Source organism: Geobacter argillaceus, from assembly GCF_007830735.1.
GTDB classification, from domain to species: Bacteria; Desulfobacterota; Desulfuromonadia; order Geobacterales; family DSM-12255; genus Geomobilibacter; species Geomobilibacter argillaceus.
This window is the reverse complement of sequence record NZ_VLLN01000005.1, coordinates 49,452-76,259: the sequence shown is the minus strand read 5'-3', so window position 1 is coordinate 76,259 and position 26,808 is coordinate 49,452. Positions and strand designations below refer to the sequence as shown.

The 26,808-nt window shown below is 59.3% G+C and carries 29 protein-coding genes; 5 read left to right on the top strand and 24 right to left on the bottom strand.

The features are described 5' to 3' along the window. Nucleotides 1–114 precede the first annotated feature (114 nt). On the bottom strand, nucleotides 115–669 hold the full coding sequence (locus JN12_RS05665) for a Slp family lipoprotein (protein WP_145019509.1): 555 nt from the start codon (nucleotides 667–669) through the stop codon (nucleotides 115–117). 246 nt (nucleotides 670–915) lie between these two features. After that, complete coding sequence (locus tag JN12_RS05660) at nucleotides 916–3,459, bottom strand: bifunctional aconitate hydratase 2/2-methylisocitrate dehydratase (protein WP_145019506.1); 2,544 nt, start codon at nucleotides 3,457–3,459, stop codon at nucleotides 916–918. 194 nt (nucleotides 3,460–3,653) lie between these two features. Here JN12_RS05660 and JN12_RS05655 point away from each other — a divergent pair, with 194 nt between their 5' ends. Further along, on the top strand, nucleotides 3,654–4,205 hold the full coding sequence (locus JN12_RS05655) for a Slp family lipoprotein (RefSeq protein ID WP_145019503.1): 552 nt from the start codon (nucleotides 3,654–3,656) through the stop codon (nucleotides 4,203–4,205). A 73-nt stretch (nucleotides 4,206–4,278) separates the two neighbouring features. Here the strand turns inward: JN12_RS05655 and JN12_RS05650 are convergent, their stop codons facing one another. The 17 genes from JN12_RS05650 to miaB form a co-directional block, all read right to left on the bottom strand. Next, nucleotides 4,279–5,139, bottom strand: coding sequence for a TPM domain-containing protein (locus tag JN12_RS05650; RefSeq protein ID WP_145019500.1), 861 nt, complete (start codon nucleotides 5,137–5,139; stop codon nucleotides 4,279–4,281). Further along, nucleotides 5,136–5,273, bottom strand: a complete 138-nt coding sequence (locus JN12_RS20435; protein WP_170241858.1) for a hypothetical protein — start codon at nucleotides 5,271–5,273, stop codon at nucleotides 5,136–5,138. Before JN12_RS20435 ends, JN12_RS05650 begins: the two co-directional genes overlap by 4 nt. A 10-nt stretch (nucleotides 5,274–5,283) precedes the next feature. Further along, complete coding sequence (locus tag JN12_RS05645; RefSeq protein ID WP_145019497.1) at nucleotides 5,284–5,868, bottom strand: LemA family protein; 585 nt, start codon at nucleotides 5,866–5,868, stop codon at nucleotides 5,284–5,286. A gap of 37 nt (nucleotides 5,869–5,905) precedes the next feature. Continuing rightward, complete coding sequence (locus JN12_RS05640) at nucleotides 5,906–6,184, bottom strand: SemiSWEET family sugar transporter (protein WP_145019494.1); 279 nt, start codon at nucleotides 6,182–6,184, stop codon at nucleotides 5,906–5,908. Beyond that, nucleotides 6,184–6,936, bottom strand: coding sequence for an RNA methyltransferase (locus JN12_RS05635; RefSeq protein WP_145019491.1), 753 nt, complete (start codon nucleotides 6,934–6,936; stop codon nucleotides 6,184–6,186). The genes JN12_RS05640 and JN12_RS05635 overlap by 1 nt, the downstream gene beginning before the upstream one ends. Then, nucleotides 6,933–7,580 carry a DedA family protein gene (locus JN12_RS05630; RefSeq protein WP_145019488.1) on the bottom strand — a complete coding sequence of 216 codons (648 nt, stop codon included), beginning with the start codon at nucleotides 7,578–7,580 and terminating at the stop codon, nucleotides 6,933–6,935. The genes JN12_RS05635 and JN12_RS05630 overlap by 4 nt, the downstream gene beginning before the upstream one ends. Nucleotides 7,581–7,702: 122 nt before the next feature. Continuing rightward, the gene (locus tag JN12_RS05625) at nucleotides 7,703–8,251 is read right to left on the bottom strand and encodes a 2-oxoacid:acceptor oxidoreductase family protein (protein ID WP_145019485.1); all 549 of its coding nucleotides are present in this window, start codon (nucleotides 8,249–8,251) and stop codon (nucleotides 7,703–7,705) included. A 26-nt stretch (nucleotides 8,252–8,277) separates the two neighbouring features. Further along, the gene (locus JN12_RS05620) at nucleotides 8,278–9,090 is read right to left on the bottom strand and encodes a 2-oxoacid:ferredoxin oxidoreductase subunit beta (RefSeq protein ID WP_145019481.1); all 813 of its coding nucleotides are present in this window, start codon (nucleotides 9,088–9,090) and stop codon (nucleotides 8,278–8,280) included. A 1-nt stretch (nucleotide 9,091) separates the two neighbouring features. Then, nucleotides 9,092–10,225 carry a 2-oxoacid:acceptor oxidoreductase subunit alpha gene (locus JN12_RS05615; RefSeq protein WP_145019477.1) on the bottom strand — a complete coding sequence of 378 codons (1,134 nt, stop codon included), beginning with the start codon at nucleotides 10,223–10,225 and terminating at the stop codon, nucleotides 9,092–9,094. Between the two features lie 24 nt (nucleotides 10,226–10,249). Then, complete coding sequence (locus tag JN12_RS05610) at nucleotides 10,250–10,444, bottom strand: 4Fe-4S binding protein (protein ID WP_145019474.1); 195 nt, start codon at nucleotides 10,442–10,444, stop codon at nucleotides 10,250–10,252. A gap of 200 nt (nucleotides 10,445–10,644) precedes the next feature. Next, on the bottom strand, nucleotides 10,645–11,598 hold the full coding sequence (gene mdh, locus JN12_RS05605; protein ID WP_145019471.1) for a malate dehydrogenase: 954 nt from the start codon (nucleotides 11,596–11,598) through the stop codon (nucleotides 10,645–10,647). A gap of 59 nt (nucleotides 11,599–11,657) precedes the next feature. Then, on the bottom strand, nucleotides 11,658–13,886 hold the full coding sequence (locus JN12_RS05600) for an NADP-dependent isocitrate dehydrogenase (RefSeq protein WP_145019468.1): 2,229 nt from the start codon (nucleotides 13,884–13,886) through the stop codon (nucleotides 11,658–11,660). 317 nt (nucleotides 13,887–14,203) lie between these two features. Next, on the bottom strand, nucleotides 14,204–14,917 hold the full coding sequence (locus JN12_RS05595; RefSeq protein WP_246125762.1) for a LysM peptidoglycan-binding domain-containing protein: 714 nt from the start codon (nucleotides 14,915–14,917) through the stop codon (nucleotides 14,204–14,206). Between the two features lie 14 nt (nucleotides 14,918–14,931). Continuing rightward, nucleotides 14,932–16,713 carry an aspartate--tRNA ligase gene (gene aspS / locus JN12_RS05590; RefSeq protein ID WP_145019465.1) on the bottom strand — a complete coding sequence of 594 codons (1,782 nt, stop codon included), beginning with the start codon at nucleotides 16,711–16,713 and terminating at the stop codon, nucleotides 14,932–14,934. Between the two features lie 149 nt (nucleotides 16,714–16,862). Beyond that, entirely contained in the window at nucleotides 16,863–17,933 is a 1,071-nt protein-coding gene (locus JN12_RS05585) for a M42 family metallopeptidase (protein WP_145019462.1), read from the bottom strand. Nucleotides 17,934–17,978: 45 nt separating this feature from the next. Next, nucleotides 17,979–18,479 (bottom strand): bifunctional nuclease family protein, encoded by a 501-nt coding sequence (locus JN12_RS05580; RefSeq protein ID WP_145019459.1) that lies wholly within the window; start codon nucleotides 18,477–18,479, stop codon nucleotides 17,979–17,981. A gap of 37 nt (nucleotides 18,480–18,516) precedes the next feature. Beyond that, nucleotides 18,517–19,857, bottom strand: a complete 1,341-nt coding sequence (gene miaB / locus JN12_RS05575; protein WP_145019456.1) for a tRNA (N6-isopentenyl adenosine(37)-C2)-methylthiotransferase MiaB — start codon at nucleotides 19,855–19,857, stop codon at nucleotides 18,517–18,519. A gap of 263 nt (nucleotides 19,858–20,120) precedes the next feature. Here miaB and rpsT point away from each other — a divergent pair, with 263 nt between their 5' ends. From rpsT to JN12_RS21085, 4 genes are all read left to right on the top strand, one after another. Beyond that, a complete protein-coding gene (rpsT, locus tag JN12_RS05570) occupies nucleotides 20,121–20,384 on the top strand; it encodes a 30S ribosomal protein S20 (protein ID WP_145019453.1) in 264 nt (87 codons plus the stop codon). 137 nt (nucleotides 20,385–20,521) lie between these two features. Beyond that, nucleotides 20,522–20,800 (top strand): type II toxin-antitoxin system Phd/YefM family antitoxin, encoded by a 279-nt coding sequence (locus JN12_RS05565; protein ID WP_211360508.1) that lies wholly within the window; start codon nucleotides 20,522–20,524, stop codon nucleotides 20,798–20,800. Next, nucleotides 20,797–21,183, top strand: a complete 387-nt coding sequence (locus JN12_RS05560; RefSeq protein ID WP_145019450.1) for a type II toxin-antitoxin system VapC family toxin — start codon at nucleotides 20,797–20,799, stop codon at nucleotides 21,181–21,183. The genes JN12_RS05565 and JN12_RS05560 overlap by 4 nt, the downstream gene beginning before the upstream one ends. A 118-nt stretch (nucleotides 21,184–21,301) precedes the next feature. Further along, a complete protein-coding gene (locus JN12_RS21085) occupies nucleotides 21,302–21,397 on the top strand; it encodes a toxin-antitoxin system HicB family antitoxin (RefSeq protein WP_145019447.1) in 96 nt (31 codons plus the stop codon). A gap of 103 nt (nucleotides 21,398–21,500) precedes the next feature. On the opposite strand, the gene JN12_RS05550 is transcribed toward JN12_RS21085, so the two are convergent. From JN12_RS05550 to leuS, 5 genes are all read right to left on the bottom strand, one after another. Then, nucleotides 21,501–21,899 carry a HEPN domain-containing protein gene (locus JN12_RS05550; protein ID WP_145019444.1) on the bottom strand — a complete coding sequence of 133 codons (399 nt, stop codon included), beginning with the start codon at nucleotides 21,897–21,899 and terminating at the stop codon, nucleotides 21,501–21,503. Next, on the bottom strand, nucleotides 21,896–22,210 hold the full coding sequence (locus JN12_RS05545) for a nucleotidyltransferase domain-containing protein (RefSeq protein WP_145019441.1): 315 nt from the start codon (nucleotides 22,208–22,210) through the stop codon (nucleotides 21,896–21,898). Before JN12_RS05545 ends, JN12_RS05550 begins: the two co-directional genes overlap by 4 nt. A 261-nt stretch (nucleotides 22,211–22,471) precedes the next feature. Beyond that, nucleotides 22,472–23,473 carry a DNA polymerase III subunit delta gene (gene holA / locus JN12_RS05540; RefSeq protein ID WP_145019438.1) on the bottom strand — a complete coding sequence of 334 codons (1,002 nt, stop codon included), beginning with the start codon at nucleotides 23,471–23,473 and terminating at the stop codon, nucleotides 22,472–22,474. Nucleotides 23,474–23,778: 305 nt separating this feature from the next. Beyond that, complete coding sequence (gene lptE / locus JN12_RS05535; protein ID WP_145019435.1) at nucleotides 23,779–24,297, bottom strand: LPS assembly lipoprotein LptE; 519 nt, start codon at nucleotides 24,295–24,297, stop codon at nucleotides 23,779–23,781. A gap of 3 nt (nucleotides 24,298–24,300) precedes the next feature. Next, entirely contained in the window at nucleotides 24,301–26,772 is a 2,472-nt protein-coding gene (leuS, locus tag JN12_RS05530) for a leucine--tRNA ligase (protein WP_145019432.1), read from the bottom strand. Nucleotides 26,773–26,808 lie beyond the last annotated feature (36 nt).

Sequence of the window (26,808 nt, the reverse complement as noted above, 5' to 3'; positions counted from 1 at the left end):
AATATATTACACCATTAAAAACGTAACAGCTTTTCTTTTAACGCACAAACGAAATAGGGCAGCAGATTAGAACCCCCAAAAGGCTCAGATTGTACGGATGGAATTAACCGCGCTTTATCTGCGCCGCGGCCCGTACCAATACCCATAATAAGGCGGTCCGTACCATCGATACGGGTAGTAGAACGGGTCGTAGTAAAACAGGTCATAGTAAGGCGGATAATACGGGCGCAGTTCGGATTGCTTCCACACATGGATTTCCGCAATGGTCACAACCGGATAGCGATAATTGATCTCTCCCAGAGGCAATGTTTTCTCACCCCGTATCTCGCCGATGAGCACCACTGGTCGACCAGCCTTGAAGATCATGCTGTCGAGATAGCTGCGGGATGTTGCCAGAAACCGGCCAGCCGAACCATGTTCTTCATTGGGGAAATCGCTGCGGCCCAGACCAAACTGAACCACCTCTATCCGCGTTCCCTCCTTGGTGTTCTTCGTATCCACAATGGTGCCGCCTATTTTCAAATACTTACCGACAAACGCCAGCGGCTCTTTCCTTACCTGCTCAAAGGTAACGGTCCGATCGACCAGCCTCTCGGCACGGTCGCTGAAGATATGGGCGCACCCCACAAAAAGCAGTAATGACACGGATAACAGCACTATCCATCGCATAAGCCACCTCCTCGCCGTAACATGCCGGCAACCCCATTTCTGCTTTGAGTATACCATGATACCGGCATTGTCAGGAGAGCTGGCCTGCCCGTTGCCAGCCGGTAAGAAGGAGGCCCAGCAACTACCGAAGTGCGGATGAATTCTATTCATCCCTTTGCAAGAAGCGAGAACGAAAAACCCCCGCCCGGACAAGCCGGAGCGGGGGTTTTTTTCACATCACGCCTTCAGCCACAGGCGTATTCGTACCTACTTGTATTCCGGCATCTCGTCGAACTGGAGATACTGGTAGATCGCATCTTTCTTCGGCTCGACCTTCTCCTTGTAGACGGCCATGAACTCGGCCACCGTCGGCAGCTTGCCCATGGTGGCGGTCACCGCACCCAGTTCGGCGGAACCGAGGAACACCTTGGCCCCGTCGCCGATCCGGTCGTCGAAGTTGCGGGTCGAGGTGGAGAACATGTTCACCCCGTCCGGCACGCGGGCCTGGTTACCCATGCAGAGCGAGCAACCGGCGATCTCGATCCGGGCACCAAAGGCGCTGTATACCGAGAAGTAGGCCTCGTCCTTGAGCTTCTGCTGATCCATGCGGGTCGGCGGACAGATCCAGGTCCGGACGGCCGGGTTGAACTTGAGTCCGCGCCAGATCTCGGCGGCAGCGCGGAAGTGACCGATGTTGGTCATGCAGGAGCCGAGGAACACGTCCTGGATCGGCGTGCCGGCAACCTCGGAGAGAAGCTTGACGTCGTCCGGGTCGTTCGGGCAGGCGAGGATCGGCTCGGTGATCTCGGCCAGGTTGATCTCGATCACGTCGGCATAGGCGCCGGTCGCCTCGGCATTCTTGTCAGCCTCCAGCAGTTCCGGCTTGGCCAGCCAGGCGTTGACCGCATCGATCCGGTTCTGCAGGGTCTTGGCGTCCTGGTAACCGTCCTTGATCATCTGCTTCATCAGTGCCACGTTGGAGCGGAGGTAGGTTGCCACACTCTCCTTGGAGAGCTGGATGCAGCCGGCGGCAGCGGAACGCTCGGCAGCGGCGTCGGTCAGCTCGAACGCCTGCTCCACGGTCAGGTCGGGAAGCCCTTCCATCTCCAGTATCCGGCCGTTGAACACGTTGATCTTGTTCTTCTTGGGTACGGTCAGTTTGCCCTGCTTGATGGCCCAGTAGGGAATGGCGTTGACCGCATCCCGCAGGGTGATGCCCGGGTTGAGCTTGCCCTTGAAGCGGACCAGCACCGACTCGGGCATATCCAGCGGCATGAACCCCATGGCGCCGGCAAAAGCCACCAGACCGGAACCGGCCGGGAAGGAGATACCGATCGGGAAGCGGGTGTGGGAGTCGCCGCCGGTCCCGACTGTGTCGGGCAGCAGCAGGCGGTTCAGCCAGGAGTGGATGACGCCGTCGCCCGGCTTGAGGGGGACGCCGCCCCGCTCGGTGATAAACTTGGGCAGATTCTTGTGCATCTTTACGTCTGCCGGCTTGGGATAGGCGGCGGTATGGCAGAACGACTGCATGAACATCGGCGACAGGAACTTGAGGCAGGCGAGTTCCTTCAGCTCGTCGGCGGTCATCGGACCGGTGGTGTCCTGGGAACCGACCGTGGTCATCTTTGGCTCGCAGGCAGTGCCGGGCAGCACGCCGGCTACGCCGCAGGCCTTGCCGACCATCTTCTGGGCCAGGGAGTACCCCTGGGCAGCCTTGGGTGCCGGGTTGACCGGCAGGGTGAAGACGTCGGTTGCGCCGAGGCCGAGGGCGGCACGGGCCTTGTCGGTGATGGCACGGCCGATGATCAGCGGAATCCGGCCGCCGGCGCGGAACTCGTCGGCCAGGGTATTGGGAGAGATCTTGAAGGTGGAGATGACCTCACCCTTGTCGCTCAAGATCTCACCCTTCTTGGTGTTGATGGTGATGATGTCGCCATCGTTCATCCTGGTCACGTCTGCCTTGAGCGGCAGGGCGCCGGAGTCCTGGGCGGTATTGAAGAAGATCGGGGCGATGACTCCGCCGATGATCACGCCGGCAGTTTTCTTGTTGGGGACGCAGGGGATTGCCTCTCCCATGTGCCAAAGGACCGAGTTGCAGGCCGACTTGCGGGACGAGCCGGTACCGACGACATCGCCCACAAAGGCAACCTGATTGCCGGCGGCCCGCCATTCGGCGATCTGGCCGAGCCGGTTCGGGAAGCGGGTCTTGCCCATGGCCAGGGCGTGCAGAGGGATGTCGGGGCGGCTCCAGGCGTCGCCGGCCGGGGAGAAGTCGTCGGTGTTGATCTCCCCTTCCACTTTGAAGACCTTGACCTTGATGGTCTCGGGCACGCCCGGGCGCTTGGTGAACCACTCGGCATTGGCCCATGACTCCAGGACCTTTTTGGCGGCACCGTTGGACTTGGAGAGCTCCACCACCTTGTCGAAACCGTCATAGACCAGGGTCAGCCCGGAGAGGGCACAAGCGGCCTCGTCAGCAAGCTCGGCATTCTTCAGGGCCTCGACCAGGGGACCGACGTTGTAACCGCCAATCATGGTACCAAGGATGCGGATAGCATCGACCTTGGAAACCAGGGGCGACTTCTTGCTTCCCGTGAGGATCTCTGCCAGGAAGGCGGCCTTGACTTCGGCAGCCGGATCGACACCGGGGGAGACCCGCTCCTTGAGGAGGTTCAACAGGAACTCCTCCTTGCCGGCCGGCGGGGCCTCCAGCAGCGTGCAGAGTTCGGCGGTCTGTTCCGGGTTGAGCGGCAGAGCGGGTATCCCTTGGGCCTTGCGCTCCGCTTCGTGGGCGAGATATGCTTCGATCATTGATAACCTCCTTGTAATTGTGCTATCTACAACGTTTTTTCAAAACTCGGAATGAAACAAAAAATTGTGTATACTGTATACAATTTTTTGCACGTCTTTGTCAATTGCCAAAACTGGGCACCTGACTTGCATTCAGGCGGTTTGACATTGTTCAGGGAGTTGGGTAAAACTGAAGTGCAGCAAAGGAGGTCTCAATGAAGGGTCTTGCTATTCTGGTGGTTATGGGTTTGATGGCGCTCAGCGGCTGTGCCAGAGTCATCAGCGACCAGTCGCGAAGCCTGGTCGATCCGACGGTTCAGTTCGCCAAACTGCGGGATAACCCGGACAACTATATCGGCAAAACCGTCCTGTTGGGGGGGAGGATCGCCTCGGCGCGGAACACCAAGGAGGGTGGCGTGCTGGAAATCGTCCAGTTCGAACTGGACGGCGACGTACCCCGGGACAGCTTCATCTCCCACGGCCGTTTTCTGGCCACCAGCGTCGACTTCCTCGATTCGCTGATCTACAAGCCTGACCGGCTGGTGACCCTGGTGGGAGAGGTGAAGGGAAAAAAGACCCTTCCGCTGGACGCGATGGAGTACACCTACCCGGTGGTCGCCATCAGGGAGATCTATCTCTGGCAGCCTTCGGAGAGTGAGAAGTACCTCCTCTACCCCCCCAGCCGCTACAATCCCTATTATTACGGCTATGGTTCCGAGCCGTACTGGGACCGGCCGAGCCTGCCGGCACTGCAGAGGCTTTGGTAAGAACCCGTGACTCGTGACCGGTGACTCGTGACTGGAAAAATGCTTTTCACCCCGAGTCACGAGTCACCGCCTTTCACCATTCCCCGGACGCCCCGCCGCCGCCGAAGTCACCGCCGCCGCCGGAAAACCCGTCATCCCCTCCTGACGAACCGCCCCACCCTCCCCCGCCGCCGTACCAGCCGCCGAAGAAGGGGCCGCCGAAACCACCCCCTCCGCCGAACAGGAGCGTCACCACGAGGCCGAGAACGAAACCGGCCACGGCGAGCCCTGCCAGCAGTGCCAGGGCAAGGCCGGGATAGAGGAACCAGGCCACCAGCGGCAGCCCGGCGCCACCGGCAATCCCTCCCAGGATGCGTGAGATGGAGCCGAGAAAAACAACAGCCACCAGGAGGAAGATCAGAAAGGCATAGATGGGTGGCGCGCTCTTCCTGGCATGGCGAAGCGCCTCCCCCTTGGCCTGATACTCGCCCCGCACTACCTGGCTAATGGCCTGCACCCCGGCCAGGACACCGCCGTCGAAATCGCCCGCCTTGAACCGGGGTGCCATTTGCTCGCGGATGATCCGGCCGGCAACCAGGTCGGTCAGTTTACCCTCCAGCCCGCGCCCCACCTCGATCCGGATCTTTCTCTCCGCCTTGGCGATCAAGAGGATTGCGCCGTTGTCCAACCCCTTTTGCCCGATCCGCCACGCCTCGGCCACCCGGATGGAATACTCCTCCGGGCTGTCACCTTCAAGCGACGCTACGGTCAGCACAACCACCTGGGTGGAGTCGCTCTGCTCCAGCGTTGCCAGCTCCCGCTCCACCGCCGCCTTCCCTTGCGGGGACAGGATCTGGGCGTAGTCGTTCACCCGCCCCTGGAGCTGCGGCACATCCAGCGGATGGGCAGCAGCGGGGAAGAGGAACAGGAGTATGAACAGGACTATCGATCTCATGGCAATAGCTCAAGGGAGGCGTCAGCAATCGATGAATAAAGACCCGTAACGCAAAGACACAACGTCGCCAGGACGCAGAAAAAACCTTTGAAATTCTCTTTGCGACCCTGCGCCGTTGCGTCTTTGCGTTTCATTTAAGTTCTCCTAAAACTTTACCTTCGGGGCCACCTTCGCCCCCTCTTCCGCCTTGAACGGCTCCTTACGCTGCAAATGCAGCATCAGGGAGTTGGTAAGGCTGTTGGGGAAGGTCCGGATGCTGGTGTTGAACTCCTGCACCGCCTTGTTGTAACGGGTGCGGGCCACGTTGATCCGGTTCTCGGTCCCCTCCAGCTGGTTCTGCAGGTCCATGAAGTTCTGGTTGGCCTTCAGGTCGGGGTATTTCTCCACCACCACCATCAGCCGGGAAAGGGCGCCGGAAAGCTCCCCCTGGGCCTGCTGGAACTTCTGCAGCGCCTGCGGGTCGTTCACCAGCTGCTTCGAGACCTGCAGGGAACCGACCTTGGCCCTGGCCTCGGTGACCGCCTTGAGGGTGTCGGCCTCGTGTTTGGCATACCCCTTCACTACCTCCACCAGGTTGGGGATCAGGTCGGCCCGCCGCTGATAGGTCGCCTCCACATCACCCCAGGCGGCAGTGACTGCCTCCTCGTTGGCCTGCATGGTGTTATAGCCGCACCCGGACAGGGTGACCAGGCAGCAGAGTGCCGGCAGAAACATCCGTAACGATCTCATATCAGGTTCCTCCCGTTGTCTTTGTGTTGTGTCAAAGTTAATCACGCAGAGCCAGTTTGTCAGCACGGTCAAAGATAATTTTCATGCCGATCAGCACCAGATAGCAGACTATGGAGAAGAGATTGGCGACGATGAGCGGGAGATCCTTGAGCAGCATGCCATAGGCGAGCCAGAGAAACATGCCGACCGTGAGAATGACCGGTTGCCAGATGGAAAGGTCGCGGGCCTGGCGGGTCCGCCAGGTCCTGAGCACCTGGGGAACAGCAGCGAAGCTGGTGAGCGCACCGGCAACGAGGCCGATTGTTGTCGCGTCCATCACCCCCCCTTTCGCCCCTGGAAGTTGTCGGCAGCCCAGTCGATCTGGGAGAGCATCCCCCGGATGACCGACACCTCCCGCTCGTCCAGCATTGCCCGGGCAAAGATCCGCCGGAAGGTGCGCATCAGATGGGCCGGGTTCTCCGGATTGAGAAAGCCGATCCTGAGCAGGGTCTCTTCCATCTGGCCGAACATGGTCTCGGTCACTGCGGCATCGGCCAGGACCCGTTCCGTTGCCGCATCAGTGCTACTACCGAGCCCGCGATGAATCTCGTAGCAGAAGAGCAGCACCGCCTGGGCCAGATTGAGGGAGCCGTAATCGCTGCCGGTAGGAATTGTCGCCTGCCAGCGGCAGAGGGCCACCTCGTCGGTGGTGAGACCGCTGTCCTCACGGCCGAAGACAAAGGCGCAACGGTTGGCGGGCAGATGCACAGCCGCACTCCGCACCACTTCGTCAGGCGTCATGATCTCCTGACGGTACTTGCCATGGCGGCGCGTCGTGGCAACCGAGAGCGGCGCATCGGCCAGGGCCTCGGCAAGGGTGGGGAATATCCGCGCCTTGAAGAGCAACTCCCTGGCCGAGACGGCAAATTTCAGGGCTTCGGGATGGTCCACGCGGCAGGGATTCACCAGCCGCAGATCGGTCAACCCCATGTTCATCATGGCGCGGCAGACCATGCCGATATTGCCCGGACTCTGGGTCTCCACCAGGACAATGCTCACCGCGCTCTTGAGTGAAACTGCTTCGTTCACTTCGTCTCCTCTTTCTTGATAGTTCGTTGGCTGTAGGGCCCCTTGTGCCGCATCCGGCGCAGCCGGGCACGGGCCGGTCGCCGCTGCCACCAGCCATGGACAAAATGGCCGAGCCACATGCAGGCGATGAGGACGGCAAGTATGACCAGCAGCTGATGCTCGTAACGGCTCACATCCTCTACGAACAGCGACGCGCTCTTCCCGAACAGGTAGCCGGCCAGGGAAAAGATGAGCGACCAGGCCAGGGCGCTCAGGATGTTGAGCCAGCAAAACTTCGACGCCGGAAAGGAGGTCATGCCGAGGATGATCGGCAGAACGATCCGAAACCCGTAGGTGTAGCGGGAGACAAAGGCAACGAAGGTGCCGTAGCGTTCGATCAGCCTGAGGGCCTTGTGGAACTTCCGGGCGATGAAGGTGAATATCCTGAGCAGACGCGCGCCTTGCAAACGGCCGACGTAGAAGTAGAACTGGTCACCGCAGAAGGCTCCGGCCAGGGCGGTGAGAATGACCCCTGGCAGGGTGAAATACCCCTGAAAGGCGAAGAATCCGGCCAGGATCAGCCCGGCCTCTCCTTCCAGGAAGGTCCAGAGGAAAAGGACCCAGTAGCCGTGCACTGCCAGGTATTCCGTGAGTATCTCGTGCACCTATCCTCCCGGCCTGAGAATAGGGCAATCTTAACGGCGGCAGGGTCAGAAAGCAACCGCTTTCGGCATAAAAAAAGGCCCGGCACTTGCGTGTCGGGCCTTTGTAGGATCAGATCCGGGGATTAGCCTTTGGCGGCAATCGCCTTCTCGTACCCCGTGTTGAACGCCTTCTTGTTCAGCTCCAGGAATGCTTCGGGAACCCTGGACAGAACTGCCTTCTCGGCGCTCTCCCTGGTGACCACGCCGGTCAGTGCCACGATGGCGCCCAGTGCCACGATGTTGGCGACAATTTCACGACCCACATCGTTCTTGGCGGTATTGATGATCGGGAAGGATACCACCTTGAAATTCCCTTCCGGTCTCTTGGTGACCAGATCGGAGTCGATGAGGAGTATCCCCCCCTCTTTCAGGTCGTGGGAATATTTGGTGCAGGCCTCCTGGGTAAGGGCCAGCAGGGCATCAACCACGGTTGCCTTCGGGTAGTCGATGGCCTCGTCGGAAATGATGACCTCCGACTTGGAGGCGCCACCCCGGGCTTCGGGGCCGTAGCTCTGGGATTGGACCGCCTGCTTCCCGTCGTAGATCGAAGCAGCCTCGGCCATGATGACGCCGGCCAGGATCAATCCCTGCCCGCCGGCACCGGAAAATCTGATTTCATATCTTCCAGCCATCTATCGTTCTCCTTTGATGGGTATTTTTACTTCTTTGACCGCTCGATGACCTTGGCGTACTCGGCGGTGTACTCCGGCTTCTCCTCTTTGTAGAGAACTCCGGTGAGTACCTTCCCCTCAAGCTGCTCCGGAGTCATCTTCTCGGCAGCCTTAACCGGCACGGCGATCTCCTTCAGCCGGTTCATCATCTCGATGACCGACTTGAATTTGTTGCGGCGGCCATAGGTGGTGGGGCAGTCGTCGAGGATCTCCACAACGGAGAAACCTTTGTGCTGGATCGCTTCAGCGATCAGCTTGTCAATCTGGGCAGCATGGTAGGCGGTGCCGCGGGCCACAAAGGTAGCACCGGCGCCGATGGCCAGCTTGGCGATGTCAAAGGCCGGGTCCGGGTTGCCGTAGGGAGTGGTGGAGGCCTTGGCGCCGGTCGGGGTGCAGGGGGAGAACTGACCGCCGGTCATCCCGTAGATGTTGTTGTTCAGGATGACGTAGGTCATGTTGATGTTGCGGCGGCAGGCGTGGATGAAGTGGTTGCCGCCGATGGCGGTGCCGTCGCCGTCGCCGCCGACGAGGATGACGTTCATCTCAGGGCGGGCCATCTTGACGCCGGTGGCGAACGCAGCGGCGCGGCCGTGGGCGGTGTGCAGGGTGCAGAAATCAAGGTAGCCGGGGAGACGGGAGGCGCAGCCGATCCCGGAAACAACGGCAGTATTTTCCTTCACCAGGCCGAGGGAATCAATGGCCCGGATCAGTCCCTTCATGACGATCCCGTGGCCGCAGCCCGGACACCAGATGTGCGGCAGCTTGCCCGGACGGATGTACTTATCGTAATCGAATGCCATGTTACTTGACCTCCTTTATCTTAGCGAGGATCTGCTCCGGATTGATCGGTTCGCCGTCAACACGGAAGATCCCGTGAACCGGTGCATTACCTTCCACAACCCCTTTGAGAACGCCGGTAGCCATACCGAGGTTCATCTCCGGAGTGATGAACGCCTTTACCTTCTTGGAGAGGGCAAGCAGCTGCTTCTCCGGGAACGGCCAGAAGGTCTTGATGCGGAACAGACCGGCCTTGATCCCCTGCTTGCGGGCCTCGTTCACGGCAAAGCGGGCGGAGCGGGAGGTGGAGCCGAAGGCAACGATGGCGACCTCGGCGTCGTCCAGCAGATACTCTTCGAACTTGACGATGTCGTCCGCGTTGGCTTCAACCTTGCGGACCTGACGCTCTTCTTCGGCCTGGACAATCTCGGCCTTGGTGGTGGGGAAACCGTCAGCCATCTTGTTCAAACCGGTGACGTGAAACTTGTAGCCGGAACCGAAAGCGGCCAGCGGCGGCACGTCGCCGAAAGAGGTGTCGTACGGCTTGTACTGCTCGGGCGGCACGGACGGTGCGGTGCGGTCGATCACTTCCAGCTCGCCCGGCTCGGGGAACACGATCTGTTCCCGCATGTGGGCAACGATTTCGTCCGGCATGATCATGACCGGGGTACGGTATTTCTCGGCCAGGTTGAAGGCCCGGACCGTCTCTTCGAATACTTCCTGAACAGAGGCCGGAACCAGACAGATGGCCGGATGGTCACCGTGGGTGCCCCACTTGGCACTCATGACGTCGGACTGGGAAGGACCGGTCGGCATCCCGGTGGAAGGACCGCCACGCATGACGTTGACAATGACGGCAGGCGTTTCGGCGATGCAGGCATAGCCGATCAACTCCTGCTTCAGGGAGAGTCCCGGGCCGGAGGTCGAGGTCAGCACCTTGGCGCCGGTCAGCGAGGCGCCGATAATGGCGGCCATGGCACCTATTTCGTCTTCCATCTGGATGAACTTACCACCAATCTTGGGAAGTTCGGCCGACATGACCTCGGCGACTTCGGTAGACGGTGTGATCGGGTAACCGGCAAAAAACTTGCAGCCGGCGTACAGCGCGCCTTGTGCTGCAGCCTCGTTACCCTGGAGAAAAGCAACTTTCTTAGCCACGTTCACTACCTCCTGTTTTCAATATTAAGGCGTTACTTTGATCGCGAAATCGGGGCAGCGGAGCTCGCACTGCATGCACTTGATGCAGGCCTCCAGATTCTTGACAGCCGCGACAAAACCCTGCATCTCCAGAACCTTGGTCGGGCAGAACTCCACGCAGATGTGACATCCCTTGCAGTACCGCTCGATGATCTCTATCGTTGGCAGCTTCTTTTCCATCTACTTACGCTCCTTGTCGTTGAATAGGCCTTGCCGGCCCCAAAACCGCGTAAACATACCACGGAAGGAATCCGGATTCAAGAAAAAGCCGTTTGTAATTGCCGTAAACAGCTTATGAACCGACTCTAATTCGCAGCAGAAAAACGAAAGAAGGGCATGACGCCCTTCTTTCGTTTGCAACTTCCGGCAACGAAGGGTTACTACTTCAGGGCATCTACCAGACCCTTGACCGCCGCAACCGACTTGTCCATCATGGCCTGCTCTTCTGCATCAAGCGCGAACTCGATGATCCGCTCGATACCCTTCTCGCCGAGGACACAGGGAACGCCGACATAGTAGCCGTTGACGCCGAACTCACCCTGCAGAAAAGCGCAGGTGGGGAGAACCCGCTTCTGGTCCTTGAGGATCGACTCTGCCATGGCAATGGCCGAAGAAGCCGGTGAGTAGAAGGCAGAACCGGTCTTGAGCAGCGCAACAACTTCGCCGCCCGCACCACGGGTCCGCTTGACCATGGCGTCCATCACTTCCTTGGCCTTGGCCTTGTCCTTGTACTTACGCTCCAGGAGTTCCACGACCGGGATGCCGTTGACGCTTGCATAGCGGATCAGGGGCACCATGTCGTCGCCGTGGCCGCCGAGGGTCATGGCAGTAACGTCTTTCACGGACACGCCCAGTTCCCAGGCGATGAAGCTCGCGAAACGGGCCGAGTCGAGCACGCCGGCCTGGCCGATGACGCGGCTGTAAGGGAAGCCGGTGATCTTCTGGCACAGGGTAACCATGGCATCAAGCGGGTTGGAGATTACGATGACAATGGAGTTGGGGGCGTACTGCTTGATTCCCTCGGACACCTGGGTCATGATCTTGGAGTTGACCTCGATCAGGTCGTCGCGGCTCATGCCCGGCTTGCGGGGAAGGCCGGCGGTAACGATGACGATGTCGGAGCCCTTGATATCCTCGTAGCTGTTGGTTCCCTTCAGCTCAACGTCGAAGCCGTCAACCGGCCCGACTTCGGCGATATCAAGCATCTTGCCCTGGGGCAGACCCTCGACGATATCGAACAGAACCACATCACCCAGTTCGCGAAGCGCGCAAAGCTGTGCCAACACGCCACCAATCTGACCACCACCGATAAGGGAAATCTTTTTACGTGCCATTTTTTGTTTCCTCCTTGAATAGATTGTTAGTTGCCTACTCTTTTATGGCCTGCGGTAAATCAGATTGCGTCGATTATTGCATTCAGGGTTGCGCTGGGGCGCATGGCTTTTTCAGTCTTTACCGGGTCCGTAAGGTAATAACCACCCAAATCCTGTGGCTTGCCCTGGGCACCGATCAGTTCCTCATTGATCTTTGTCTCATTCTCGTGAAGCTGCTGAGCAACTTTAGCGAAACGTGTCTGCAGATCCTTGTCCTTGGTCTGCTCAGCAAGGGCCTCGGCCCAGTACATTGCGAGGTAGAAGTGGCTGCCCCTGTTGTCTATCTGGCCAACCTTACGGGCCGGGTTCTTATTGTTCTCAAGAAACTTGGTGTTGGCCTGATCAAGGGTGTCTGCCAGAAGCTGCGCCTTTTCATTCTTGAAGGTGGCAGCCAAGTGTTCCAGTGATACGGCAAGGGCCAGGAACTCGCCGAGCGAATCCCAGCGCAGGTATCCTTCCTGCACAAACTGCTGCACATGCTTGGGTGCGGAGCCACCTGCACCGGTCTCGAAGAGACCGCCACCAGCCAGAAGCGGCACAATGGAGAGCATCTTGGCGCTGGTGCCCAGCTCGAGGATCGGGAACAGGTCAGTCAGATAGTCCCTCAGTGCGTTGCCGGAGACCGTAATGGTATCTTTACCGTCTCTTGCCCGCTGCATCGCGAAGTTCATCGCTTCCACGGGAGGCATTATATGGATTTCCAGACCCTTGGTATCATGATCCTTCAGGTACGTATTCACCTTTTCAATCATCTGGGCATCGTGGGCCCTGTTCTTGTCCAGCCAGAAGACAGCCGGTGCTCCGGTTGCCCGTGCCCTGTTTACTGCCAGTTTGACCCAGTCGCGAATCGGCAGATCCTTTGCCTGACAGCCGCGCCAGATATCGCCTGCCTCCACATCATGCTGGAACAATACGGCACCCGACTCATCGACAACACGCACAGTTCCGTCAGCGGGAATCTTGAATGTCTTGTCGTGGGAGCCGTATTCTTCGGCCTTCTGCGCCATGAGACCGACGTTGGAGACGCTTCCCATGGTGGTGGGATCGAACTGACCGTTTTTCTTAACAAAATCGATGCAGGCCTGATACCACTCCGAATAGCAGGTATCCGGGATCACGCACTTTACGTCGTGAAGCTTGCCGTCAGGACCCCACATCCCGCCGGAGTCACGGATAACGACCGGCATGGAGGCATCGATGATGATGTCGTTACTGGCATGGAGGTTGGTGATGCCCTTGTCCGAATCCACCATGGCCAGCTCAGGTCTCTTCTTGTACTCCGCCTTGATATCCGCTTCGATCTCTGCCTGCTTGGCTTCCGGCAATCTCTTGATTTTCAAATAAAGATCGCCAAGGCCAAGATCCGGATTGACACCCAGCTCTTTAAAGGTGGCGGCATGCTTTTCAAAAACGTCTTTAAAGAATACGGAGACGAAGTGACCGAACATGATGGGATCGGATATTTTCATCATGGTGGCTTTGAGGTGCACGGAGAACAGCACACCCTTTGCCTTGGCGTCTTCAATCTGCTCTTCTATGAATTTGCGCAGGGCCTTGCAGCTCAAATACGTTCCGTCGAGAATCTCGCCTGCCTGAAGGGGCAGCTTTTCTTTCAGAACGGTGACCTTTCCGTCTTTGCCGACCAACTCGAACCTGACATTACCGGCCTTCTTCATGGTGACGGATTTTTCATTGTGATAGAAATCGCAGCAGTCCATATGCGCCACATGGGTCTTTGAATCCGGGCTCCAGGCACCCATCTTGTGCGGATGCTTCTTGGCATATTCCTTTACCGCACGGGCCGACCTCCTGTCGGAGTTACCTTCGCGCAGAACCGGGTTTACGGCACTGCCCAGGCATTTGGCATAGCGTGCGTGCAGCTCTTTCTCTGCATCCGTCTTCGGCTCCTCGGGATAGTCGGGGAGCTTGTAGCCCTTCTCCTGCAACTCCTTGATTGCGGCCTTCAGCTGCGGAATTGAAGCGCTGACGTTGGGCAGCTTGATGATATTGGCCTCTGGCTTCTGGGTAAGCTCACCGAGTTCGGCCAGATAATCCGGCATCCGCTGACTCTCCGTCAGATAGTCGGGAAAGTTCGCGATAATTCTGCCGGCAACGGAGATATCTCTTGTTTCAACAACAACTCCGGCGGCCTTTGTGAAGGCATTAACGATCGGGAGTAAAGAGTATGTTGCCAGTGCGGGCGCTTCATCAATTTTCGACCAGATAATCTTTGCGGTTTGCGTTGTCATGATCTCTCCTTGGTTTTTATGCCGGAATTACCTGAGACTTAATGAAAGGAACTTGCAGCCCCTTATCCACACAGGGCGTGGTCACCCCGGAGGAAATAACACATCAATCATCACCTTCATCGACCAACGGCAACCTTACCGCCGTCGCGGCGCATACAGACTACAGCACTGGCAAAATCGAAACTTTTCAGGGGCTTAAAAATTTTGTATACAGTATACAAAACCCTTTTTTCTGTCAAGAAAAATGTCAAAACGTTAATTCTGAGGGGTCGGGGTCGGGCAACGACCAATGCTCTTATAATCGCCTGAGCACTGAGCTAATGAATTGGATGTTCCTGGTTGTAGCGGCGGGCCTCGGCCATATCGTCACGGCCAAAGTTACGGGGGATATGCAGTACCTGGCCGGGCCAGACAATGCGCGGGTCACGGATCTGATCCCGGTTAGCCCGGTAGAGAAGGGGCCAGAGGGCCGCATCGTTGTAGACATCGGGCTGGGCCGCGATCTGCGGCAGGGATTCGCCCCGCTTGACGGTATGGGTGGCAGCAAGTGGGTGCTGGCGCGTTTTTTCCACGGTCTTTCGCTCGGCTTCGGCCCGTGCCTCGGCTTGCACGGCCCTGAGCCGGGACGCCTCTCGTTCCTGCTCCCGGCGCCGTTCCTCTGCCGCTTCCCGTTCCTGCCGCTCACGGTCGGCAGCCCTTTGCGCCGCTTCCCGCTGCTGCCGTTTCGCCTCTTCGCGCCGGACGCGCTCGGCATCCACCTGTTCGGTCAGCAGCTTTCCCTTTGTCAGGGCCAGCAGATAGAACTGCTCTGCGTCTTCCTCTTCGTCATCGGAGAGGAGCAGTTCCCCTTGGCGAAAGGCGTTTTCCAGGTCGGCAAACTCCTCGGGAAAGAAGGTCTTACCCCCTTTGCCCCGAGCGATCTCAATGGCGGTCCGGGCCTCCGGCCGCCAGCTGTGGAGCTGCTCGGAACAAGCCACCAGCGTAAGTAGGATGAGGGCCAGCAGCAACGCCTGGCCAGCCGCTTTTCGCACCAGTCCCACCCGCCCTATTTGGTCGTAACGCGGATACCCAGTTCCCGCAGCTGCTTGTCATCCACCAGAGACGGGGCTTCGGACATGAGGCAGGTCCCTTTTTGGGTTTTCGGGAAGGCGATGACGTCCCGGATCGATTCGCTGCCGGTGAGGAGCATGACCAAACGGTCGAGACCGAAGGCAATGCCGCCGTGGGGCGGGGTGCCGTACTCCAGGGCATCCAGCAGGAAGCCGAACTTGGCCCGCTTGTCCTCTTCCGTGTGGCCGAGCATCTTGAACATGAGGGACTGAATCGCCTCCTGGTGAATCCTGATGGAGCCGCCGCCGATCTCGTTGCCGTTCAGGACCAGGTCGTAGGCCTTGGCCCGGCACCGCCCCGGATCGGACTCCACATACTCCAGGTCCTCGTCCATCGGTGCCGTGAACGGATGATGCACCGCTGCCCAGCGCTTATCGTCCTCGTCCCACTCCAGGAGCGGGAAGTCGGTAATCCAGACAAAGCAGAACGTATCCTTGTCCGCCAGCCCCAGCAGCTTGGCCAGGTGGTTACGCAGCTTGCCGAGGGAGTCGTTGACAACCTTCGGCTTGTCCGCGACAAAGAGGAGCAGGTCCCCCTCCTGGGCATCGAAGGCCTTGTTCATGGCCGCAATCTCGTCGGCCGTGAAGAACTTGGCAATGGGCGAATGCCATTCGCCGTTCTCGATCTTCACGTAGGCGAGCCCCTTGGCGCCGTAGATCCTGGCGAACTCGGTCAGGTCGTCGATCTCCTTGCGGGAGAACCGGGCGCACCCCTTGGCGTTGAGCCCCTTGATGATGCCGCCGCCGGCCGCAACCTCGGCAAACACCTTGAAGCCAGCCCCTTTGACCAGGTCGGTCAACTCCACCAGCTCCAAGCCGAAGCGCAGGTCCGGGTTATCCACCCCAAAACGGCGGATCGCCTCCTGGTAGGTCATGCGGGGAACCGGCAGCTGCACGTCGACCCCTTTCGCCTCCTTGAAGACCGTGGCAATCAACCCTTCCATTACCTTGATGATATCGTCCCGATCGATGAACGACATTTCACAGTCGATCTGGGTGAATTCCGGCTGGCGGTCGGCCCGCAGGTCCTCGTCACGGAAACAGCGGACAACCTGAAAATAACGGTCGTAGCCGGAGATCATCAGGATCTGCTTGAAGATCTGGGGAGACTGGGGCAGGGCGTAGAACTGGCCGCGGTTGATGCGCGACGGCACCAGGAAGTCCCTGGCCCCTTCCGGGGTGGATTTGGTGAGAAATGGCGTCTCCAGCTCCAGAAACCCGTTGTCGGTCAGGTAGCGTCGGGTGGTCTGGGCCACCTTGGAGCGAAGGATCATGTTCTCCTGAAGCGTTGTCCGCCGCAGGTCAAGGTAGCGGTACTTGAGACGGAGGTTTTCGGCCACGTCCACGTAGTCGTCAAGGGTGAAGGGAAGCGCCTTGGAGCGGTTGAGCACGCGGCACTCCACCACGGTCACCTCCACCTCGCCGGTCTTCATGTTCGGATTCACGGTCCCTTCGGGGCGGGGAATGACCTTCCCCTTTACCGCCACCACGAACTCGCTCCGGATCGCCTCGGCCTTGCCATGGGACTCGGCACCCAGCTCCGGATCGAAAACGATCTGGGCAATTCCCTCGCGATCGCGCAGATCAACGAAGATGAGACCGCCGTGGTCGCGGCGGCGGTGGGCCCAGCCCATCAGAACCACATCCCTGCCGATGTCGGCGGCGGTAAGGGCGCCACAGTAGTGGCTGCGTTTCCAGTCCCCGAGAAACTCTATCATTGCAGAACCTCCTGATAAGGAAATATTCATGTATTAGGAAAATAGCGGTTGAGTATACCCAAAAGCAGGGGAGGCATCAAGGATTAATGCCTGAAAAGGTGGGGCAGGTACAGGGGCGATGCGGACACCGCCCCTGAGGAAAAGAAATCTCAGGCAGGAATAAACGCTTGCCGGTCCTTGATCTTCGGCAGGACCGCCACGATCAGGCGTACGGCATTCTCCAGGTCGGCCAGGGAGAGGACCTCCACCGGTGTGTGCATGTAGCGGAGCGGGATCTTCACCAGGGCCGTGGCCACCCCGCCACGGGAGATCTGCATGACGTTGGCGTCGGTGCCGGTCGCGCGGGGGATACCGGTGAACTGAACCGGGATCTTCTCCTTTTCAGCAGTTTCGGCCAGCAGATCGAACAGGGCCGGGTTGATGTTGGCGCCCCGCGGTAGGATGGGCCCCTTGCCGATGGCCACCTCGCCGTTGTGCTTTTTCTCCACATCCGGCTGATCGGTGGCAAAGTCCACCTCGACACAGATCCCCACATCGGGATTCACCGTGTAGCTGCTGGTGGTGCCGCCCCGCAGCCCCACCTCCTCCTGGACGGACGAGACACCATAGAGATCCACCGGCAGCTTTTTGGTAAGGGCCGCCACCCGGCGCAGCACCTCGGCCACCACGAAACTGCCCGCCTTGTCGTCGAAGCCGCTGGCAGTCACCCGGTCCCCGTGAAGCCGCGCAAGCCCGCCACTGAAGGTAACCGGATCACCGACCCGCACCAGCCCGGCCGCTTCGCTGCGATCAACAGCGCCGATGTCGATGTACTGGGCATCGAGCTTTACCACCGTCTCCCGGTCCTTCGGCTCCATCAGATGGATCGGCCGCTTGCCGATCACCCCCTGGATGGCTCCCTGCCGTGTGTGGATCTGCACCCGGAGCCCCGGGGTCAGATGGGGATCGACGCCGCCGATGGCGCCGAAATAGATGAACCCCTTGTCGTCCAGGTACTTCACCTGCAGGCCTATTTCGTCCGAGTGGCCGACCAGCATGACACGGGGCCGCTCCTTGCCGCTGCCCGGGATATGGCCGTAGACGTTGCCCAGCACATCGGTCGTCACTTGGGCGTATGGTTCCAGATAGCTCCGGAAGACCCGTTGGGCCGGTTGTTCGTACCCCGACGGGCTCGGCGCCGCGAGAAAATTCTCCAGAAAGGCATATGATTCATCGTGCATTACGGTATCTCCCTCCTGATCACTCTTCAGTTCAACCGCTCCAACCTACATGGGGTACTTGCCCAGGGAAGCGGGATCGATATTCTCCAGGAATTCGGTCAGCCGGCGGGCCGTGTTTTCCTTCAGCACCTGCTCGTCCTGCAGATCCATGACCGTGGCCCGGTTGACCACCTCCTCGGCCACCATGACCGGAAGGTTGAAGCGCATGGCAGCCACGATCGCCTCGCTGGGACGTACCTGCATGGTGACCCCCTCCCCTGCCCCCTCGAAGCGGACCGAGGCGGCATAAAGGCCATCGTTCAGACTGTCGATGGTGACGCTCGCCACATCCATGCCGATCTGCCTCAGAAAGGAGCCGAGCAGGTCCCGCCGTCCCCCCTGATTCAGCAGTTCGCGGTTGAGGAGCTCGGCCACGACGGTCAGGACATCCAGCTTGTTGAGCCAGAGGGGCAACGTAACCTTGCCGTCACCATCCTTGAGAAGCACCATGGGGCGCTGGCTGAGAGAATCGAGGGAAAAGCCGTGAATGTTCAGTCGGTGATACATGAAAAACCTCAGATGATAGGATCAAGGAACGAAAACGTCACGCGGCCTGAATGCCGGGGACAACAAGCTCGCCCAGGAGCGAGTTCTGGTAGGCCGTGACAACGGTCACCTCGACCAGCTGTCCCACCAGATCAGGGGTGCCGGGGAAATTGACCACCCGGTTGCCCGATGTCCGACCGTAGCACTGTCCCTCCCGCTTGCTCGGCCCTTCCACCAGCAGCAGCTGCCGGCTGCCGACGAAACTCCGGTTTCGTGCCATGGACATCTCGCGCTGCTTGGACTGGAGCTGGTCGAGACGGGCCAGCTTCTCCTTGCGGGAGGTATTGTCAGCAAGGGTTGCCGCAGCGGTCTCCGGCCGCACCGAGTAGATGAAGGAGAACAGGTCGGAAAACTCGACCTCGTCCATGAGCGACAGGGTCTCCTTGAAGTCGGCGTCGGTCTCGCCGGGGAAGCCGACAATGATATCCCCGGTGATCTGGATGTCGGGCCGGGCAGTCTTCAGGGCCGCCACCATGGCCAGATACTCCTGCCGGGTGTAGCCGCGGTTCATGAGATTCAATATCCGGTCGCTCCCGGATTGGGCCGGCAGATGGAAATGGGAGCAGAGCTTGTCCATGTCGGCAAAGCAGTCCACGAGGGCCGGCGACAGGTCCTTCGGGTGGGAGGTGGTGAAACGTATCCGCTCGATCCCCGAAATAGCGGCCACTGCCCGGAGCAGCCCGGCAAAGTCCATCTCGTCCGGGCTCTTCAGGCCGTAGGAATTGACGTTCTGGCCCAGGAGGGTCACCTCCCTGACGCCGTTGTCGGCCAGACGACGGATCTCGTCCAGTATATCGCCGGAGCGGCGGCTGATCTCCCGGCCGCGCACATGGGGGACGATACAATAGGAACAGAAGTTGTCACATCCCTGCATGATGGTCACGAAGCGGGTCACGCCGCCGCTGCTGCTGTCGGTCGGAAAGAGGTTCAGCCGCGTCTCGGTGTCGAGAAAATCCACCTCCGCGGTCCGCCGCCCCTGTTCCGCGGCCCGGACCATCTGCCTGACCAGGTGGATGGAGTGGGTGCCGAAGACGAAATCCAGGTGACGAAGCCGCTTCAGGAGCCGCTCCCCCTCCTGCTGGGCCACGCACCCGCCCACCCCCAGGATGAAGCCCGGCTGGCGACGCTTGCGGCCACTGTAGTTTTCCAGGTGCTGGATGACCTTCTCTTCGGCCCGTGCCCGGACACTGCAGGTATTCAGGATGACCAGATCGGCACTGTCGGCGTTGCCGGTCTGCGCGTAGCCGATCTCCGCCAGTTGGGCCGCGATCTTGCCCGACTCCTCGACATTCATCTGGCAACCAAAAGTTTCCAGGTACAGCTGTTTCAACTGATTCACGACAGTCCTTACGCGAGTTGGAATAAAGCGGAATAGTACGGGATTTGCCGTTCTTTCGTCAACTGATTCCGCGCCCCGCGAGCGGTAGCATCCCGATAACGGGCCGCTGCCGCCCGCTCTATCGGGAACGGGAAAAGTCATTCTGCTCAAGGTTGGCAGATGGAGTATGAATTTATCCTTGACAGCACCAAAGCACCGATGCTAAAAAGTTTCTTTCAAAGAAACCAATATAACCAAAATTTTCCATATTCTGGAGGTGCAGTTTGGCAAATCACAAGTCGGCAATCAAGAGAAACAAGCAGAATCAGGTCCGTAACGCCCGGAACAAGCATTCCCGCTCCACCCTGCGCACCTTTGTCAAGCGGGTCCGCGAGGCCGTCGAGAGCAAGGACCAGAACGCCGCCAAGGAAGCCCTTGCCGCTGCGATTCCGGTGATCGACAAGGCCGCATCCAAGGGTGTCATCCACAAGTCCAACGCCTCCCGGAACGTCTCCCGCCTCACCAAGCTGGTCAGCACCCTCGGCTAGACTCCGGCCGTTGACAATAGCATAGAGCACTGAAAAGGGACCGTTCGCGGTCCCTTTTTTTGTTGTCTTTCCTAGCTGCCATCAGTATAGCTCGTCTCGTTCAGCTCCTTCTTTATTTACCATGCAGCATCATTGACATGGTCAACTTAACAACCTACTATATAGTCATCATGATAACCATCAACGTACATGAAGCCAAGGCGCATCTGTCCCACTATCTGGATGAGGTGGAAAAGGGGGAGATGGTTGTTGTCTGCAAGAGGAATCGTCCCGTTGCGGAAATCCGTCCCATCCCCCCCAGGGCGGTCGAAAAGCGTCCCATCGGGCTTGCCAGGGGGACCTTTACGGTGCCCGACTCGTTTTTTGACGAATTGCCGGACGAAACGATGGCCCTCTTCTCCGGCGAAACCCCATGAACATACTGCTGGACACCTGCACCTTTCTCTGGCTTGTGGCCGACAGTCCGGACCTTTCCGAAAATGCCCGGCGTCTCTTTGCCGACCCGGACAATGATGTCTATCTGAGCGTTGCCTCTGCGTGGGAAATCATCGTCAAGCACAACCTGGGCAAACTGCCGCTTCCCGTACCTTCCCACGAATTCATCAAGAACAACCGCACCCGCCACCGGATCGAAACGCTGGCGCTTGATGAAGCAGCCGTCCTGCAACTCTCCCGCCTGCCGGAATACCACAAGGACCCGTTCGACCGGATACTCATCTGCCAGGCCATTGCCGGAAGCATGACCATCCTCACCCCTGATACCCACATCACCAGGTATCCGGTAAGGACGGAGTGGTAAGCAGAGCGATTGGTCGGACGTGCCTAACATGGGATGTGAAAGATTTTAAACGGGCCGGGAAATTCGGTATTATGGTTAAGACGCCGGCAGAGTTTTTGCGGCAGACAGGAGCAAGCCGATGAGCGCAATCAATGTGAGACTTCCCGATTCACTGCACAAAATGGCAAAGGAAGTAGCAACGCAAGACCATATTTCGTTGAATCAGTCCGACTAATGGATTAGTTGTCGGTGCGGCAATGGACGTGCGCCCAAGGGAGTTGTTCATTAGTCGATTACCGGAAATTACTCAGGGTTGTTCTTGTGGAAATTCCGAGGACTTAATTGCTTCCCAGCAACAACTGCTCTGCACATTCTACAAACTGCTCTGTAGCGGGCCTGATTTCAGCAACGTCATCGGACGTTACCTCCGCCTCCTCCATATAATCACCCTTCTGACGCAACTCAAAAGCCCGGTGCAGCGCCTTCGACATCTGCTTTGAGAACACACCGGTTTTAACGTATTCCCGGTCGAAAAGTGCAATGGCGCCCGAATGTTTGGATGTCCCCATCTCCTTTTCCTGTAACAGGGCAAGCACCGCATAAAACATGGCGTAATAGAGCCGATTCATGACAGAGCGCCGGCTCATTCCGGATTGATTGAGCACGTCGGCCTCACGGATGGAATCCCGTGCCTGCGTGAGCCTGTATTCGATAAGTGTCTTGCGATTCTCGGTCATACCTCTATCCCCTCGCGGTAGACATTGAGAATGAACACCGACTCCTTGAGCGGACCGTCGATTCTGTCCTTGCCGACCACAACCGGAACGATGACCACATCCCGTGCGAAACCAGCTTCCCAGGCACAATCGCTGATGTATCGTTCGACATCGGAGGTTGCATGTGCGACAACCACAAACACATCCAGATCGGAATCAGGGGCAGCGTCACCACGAGCACGGGACCCGAAAACACGAACATCGAGCGGACTTACCCGCTGCTGGACGAGATGTTTGAAGCTGCGGGCTATAGCGAGGTCTTTTCGGTTCATCTGTCAGGTCCTTGAGTATGCCTGACCGGAGTATACTGTCACACTACCGAAAACGCAAGAAGGGCAGCCTATCTGCCGCCACGGCAGACATGAGGTATCCTTTTCCGCAGATACTCCTTACAGCATTACTCGGTATGGGGAATTCTTCGGTAAGCCGGGCATCACGGCGCGGAGAAGAGCTATACGCTTTGCAGTAGGGGTGCAGAGAGTGGTGGGAGTCGAGGTGATGCATAAAACAGCTACGTTCCCCTTCGTCCCCTCTCACCTACCCCCGCAAGCCTCCAGCAGAAAATACTCCAACAACTGGGCCGGGTTGCCGCCACTGCTCTTCATGGCCAGGTCCAGCTCAAAAAGCCGCTCGAACAGCTGCCGGTACCGTTCGCCATCGAAATTCTTCGCCTGAACCAACAACCCTTTCAGAAAAAACGACCTGATCCCGAGCCGCTTCTCGATCTCCGGCGGGGCGAGGCGCTGGTCCAGACACTCCCGTATCTGCCAGAGCTGACGCAGGTGCCGGGTCAGCATGGAGAGGAGCATGAGCGGTGCCTCACCGTCCCTGAGAATCGTGTGGAGCCGGCGCAGGGCACCGGCCAGGTCCCTGTTGCCAACAGCATTGCAGAGCTCGAAGACGCTGTCCACCTTGGTGTCGGAGACGATCGCCCGGACATCGGCCACCGTCACCGTCGGCCGTTCGGCAATAAACGTTGCCACCTTCTCCAGTTGACTGGCCAGTTCCTGCAGGTTGCTCCCCACATAGCCGATCAGGAGGTCGGCGGCGGCCGGTTCGATCCGTTTGCCGTGGGAAGCCAGTTCGTCGCGGATGATCGGTCCCAGCTGGTTCTCGTAGGGGCGCTTGAACTCCACCAGGACGCCGGATTTCTTGAACTCGGCAAAGAACTTGAGCCGCTGGTCGACCTTCTCCCCCTGGAGAATCAGGCAGCTGGTGGCCACCGGGTTCTGGACCACCGGCAGCAGCGCTTCCAGGGCTGCGGCGGAAAGCTCGCCACACCGCTTTACCAGCACCACCCGCCGGTCCGCGAACATGGGGAAGGTCTGGACCGCATCGGCCACCTCCTCCCCCTTGCACTCCTTGCCGTACAACACCGCCAGATTGAAGTCACGGGCATCGGGGGGCAGGGCCAGGTCAAGGAGCCTCTTCACCGCGCGATCCACCAGGTACGGCTCTTCGCCGTACAGGCAGTAGAGCGGTCCGACCGGCCCTTTCTGTAACTCCTGGCTGAACTCTTCGGGTTTTAACAGCATCAGCCATAACTCCAAAAATATTTCGCCACAGATGACACAGATAGGAAAAGCTCTAGGAGTTATCCGTGAAATTCCGTGTTCATCCGTGGCTAAGATAATTCCACGTTGTCACATTCGATTACGTCCCTTCGGGACAGAATGCTTGTAGCCGGGGGATTCATCCCTCGGTAATAGGTTTGCCTTTTCCTTCAGTCACGTACGAGACGAAGAGATATGATTATCCACGATTCCCGGCGATAAATCGCCGGGCTACCCGGATTCTGTCCCTACGGGACGTAACCTTGCAAAGCGGAGACAGTAGATTTTCAGAAGTTCTCCAAGAGATGCCTGACGAGCCTCTCCGAGAGCCGCCGGCTCGCCTCCTTCAGGGCAGCCTCCTCGGCATTCAGCTGCAATGCCAGGTCCTGACTGACCGGATACTCGGCCTGACCCGTTTCGGTCCCCTTCCAGAGCACCTTGCCGCTCTTTCGCTCCGTAAGGGTCGCCTCGGCCTGCATGGTCAGGCGGTACTCCCGGACCCGGTCACTGGCCGAGTAGGAGATCTGGGTAATGGCAACCGAGGTGACGGCCCCCCCCAGGATCAGTTCGGCCCCATCCTCGCTTACCAGTGAGGCGGGCGAAAGCCGGGCAACCTCCCACCGCAGGCTTTTGGCCAGGACGGTTTCCAGTCGCGGCCGGGTGGTCCGGTTGGCAAAGACGGCAACATTGACCGGCCTGCCGGCCAGAAAACCATCGCCGCCACCGACGGGGAAATAGCCGCACCCTCCGGCCACCAGGAGCCAGGCCGCAACAGCCAGTATGCAAAGTCCGTTCAGGCGCCGCATCGGTCAGACGACGATATTGACCAGTTTGCCCGGCACGTACACCACCTTCTTCGGTGTCTTGCCGGCAACAAACGCCTGGACATTGTCATCGGCCATGGCCAGCGCCTTGACCTTTTCCTCGGCAGTGTCAACGGCAACCGTGATCCGCCCCCGCAGCTTGCCGTTCACCTGCACGACAATGAGCAGCTCGTCGTCTACCGTCGCCGCCGGATCGAAGTCGGGCCAACCGGCGGACTCAATGCTCTCCGCCTTGCCCAACACCTCCCAGAGTTCTGCGGCAAAGTGGGGAACAAACGGCGCCAGAAGCCGGACAACCGATTCCAGCGCCTCCCGCAGGACCGGACCGTTCTCGGGTGCGTTCTTCGGGGTGAAGGCGTAAATGGCGTTCACCAGCTCCATGGTCGCGGCAATGGCGGTGTTGAAATGAAACCGCTCGTCAAGATCGCCGGTCACCTTGCGGATCGTCTTGTGAACCGTCCTTCTGAGGGCCTTGGCCTCGGCATTGGCCGGCTCGCCGCTGGCAGCAACCACGCCGGCGATGAAGGGAAGACATTCGTACATCAGCTTCCAGAGGCGGGAGAGAAAACGGAAGCTCCCCTCCACCCCCTGATCGCTCCAGTCCAGGTCCTTCTCGGGCGGGGCCGCGAAGAGGGAGAAGAGCCGGGCCGTGTCGGCGCCGTACCGCTCGATCAGGGCGTTGGGGTCGACCACGTTCCCCTTGGACTTGCTCATCTTGGCGCCATCCTTGATGACCATCCCCTGGGTCAGGAGATTGGTGAACGGCTCATCCACGTTGACATACCCCAGATCCCGCAGGACCTTGGTAAAGAACCGGGCATACAGGAGATGGAGCACGGCATGCTCGATACCGCCGATGTACTGGTCCACGGACATCCAGTACTCGGCCTTTTTCTTGTCCAGCGGCCCGCCGGTAAAGTCCGGGCAGCAGTAGCGGAGGAAATACCAGGACGACTCCACGAAGGTATCCATGGTATCGGTCTCCCGGCGGGCCGGCTTGCCGCAGACCGGGCAGGCGGTCTTGACAAACGGTTCCAGCCGTGCCAGCGGACTTCCCCCTGCGCCGGTAAAGGCGACATCCTTCGGCAGCACCACCGGCAGATCCTTGACCGGCACCGGCACGGCGCCGCAGCTGTCGCAGTAGATGATCGGAATCGGGTTCCCCCAGTACCGCTGCCGGGAAATACCCCAGTCGCGCAAGCGGTAGTTCACGGTCTTCTTGCCGAGTCCCTGCTGTTCCAGGTAGTCGGCGATCGCCTCCTTTGCCGCACTGCTCGGCATCCCGTCGAACTGACCCGAGTTGACCAGAACCCCTTCGGCGGTAAAGGCAGCGGTCATGGTGGCCGGGTCCAGAACCTCCCCCTCCGGCTGGATCACCACCTGCAGTTGCAGGCCGTACTTGCGGGCAAATTCAAAGTCGCGCTGGTCATGGGTCGGCACGGCCATGACCGCGCCGGTACCGTAATCGGTGAGCACGAAATTGGCCAGATAGATCGGCATCCTCAGGCCGGTGATCGGGTTGAGGCACCAGGAGCCGGTGAAGACCCCCTCTTTTTCGAAATCATCGGCCGTGCGCCGGATCTTGTCGGTCCCCTTGACCTTGTCGATGAATGCCGTGACCTGCGCCAGGTTGTCCGGGGTGGTCAGGGACAGGGCCATGGGGTGCTCGGGGGCCAGGGACATGAAGGTGGCCCCCCAGAGGGTATCCTGGCGGGTGGTGAAAACCGTGATCGACTCGGCCCGGTCCGCCACCGGAAAGGTGATCTCGCAGCCGAAGCTCTTGCCGATCCAGTTGCGCTGCATGGTGAGCACCCGCTCCGGCCAGCCGGTCAGCTGCTCGGTACAGGCCAGGAGCTCTTCGGCGTAGTCGGTGATCCTGAAGAACCACTGCTCCAGCTCCTTCTGCTGCACAACGCTGTCGCAGCGCCAGCACGCCCCGTCTTCCACCTGCTCGTTGGCCAGGACGGTTTCGCATGTGGGGCACCAGTTGACTGAAGAGTTGCGCTTGTAGGCCATCCCCCGTTCGTACATCTGGAGGAATATCTGCTGCTCCCACTGGTAGTATTCCACGTCGCAGGTAGCCAGCTCCCGGTCCCAGTCGTAGGAGAGACCCATCCGCTTCAGCTGGCCCCGCATGTAGTCGATGTTCTCGTAGGTCCAGGCAGCCGGATGGCTCTTGTTCTGAATGGCGGCGTTTTCCGCCGGCATGCCGAAGGCGTCCCACCCCATGGGATGGAGCACGTTGAACCCGCGCATCCGTTTGAAGCGCGCCACCACATCGCCGATGGAATAGTTGCGCACATGTCCCATATGAATACGGCCCGACGGGTAGGGAAACATCTCCAGCAGATAGTATTTCCGCCGGGTCTCGTCCTCCGTGACCTTGAAGCTCTTGTTCCGCTCCCAGATGGCCTGCCACTTTTCTTCCACCGCACTCGGTACGTATCGTTCTTCCACGTCTTTTCCTCCCTGAAATCACAGAAGGCGGCCCGG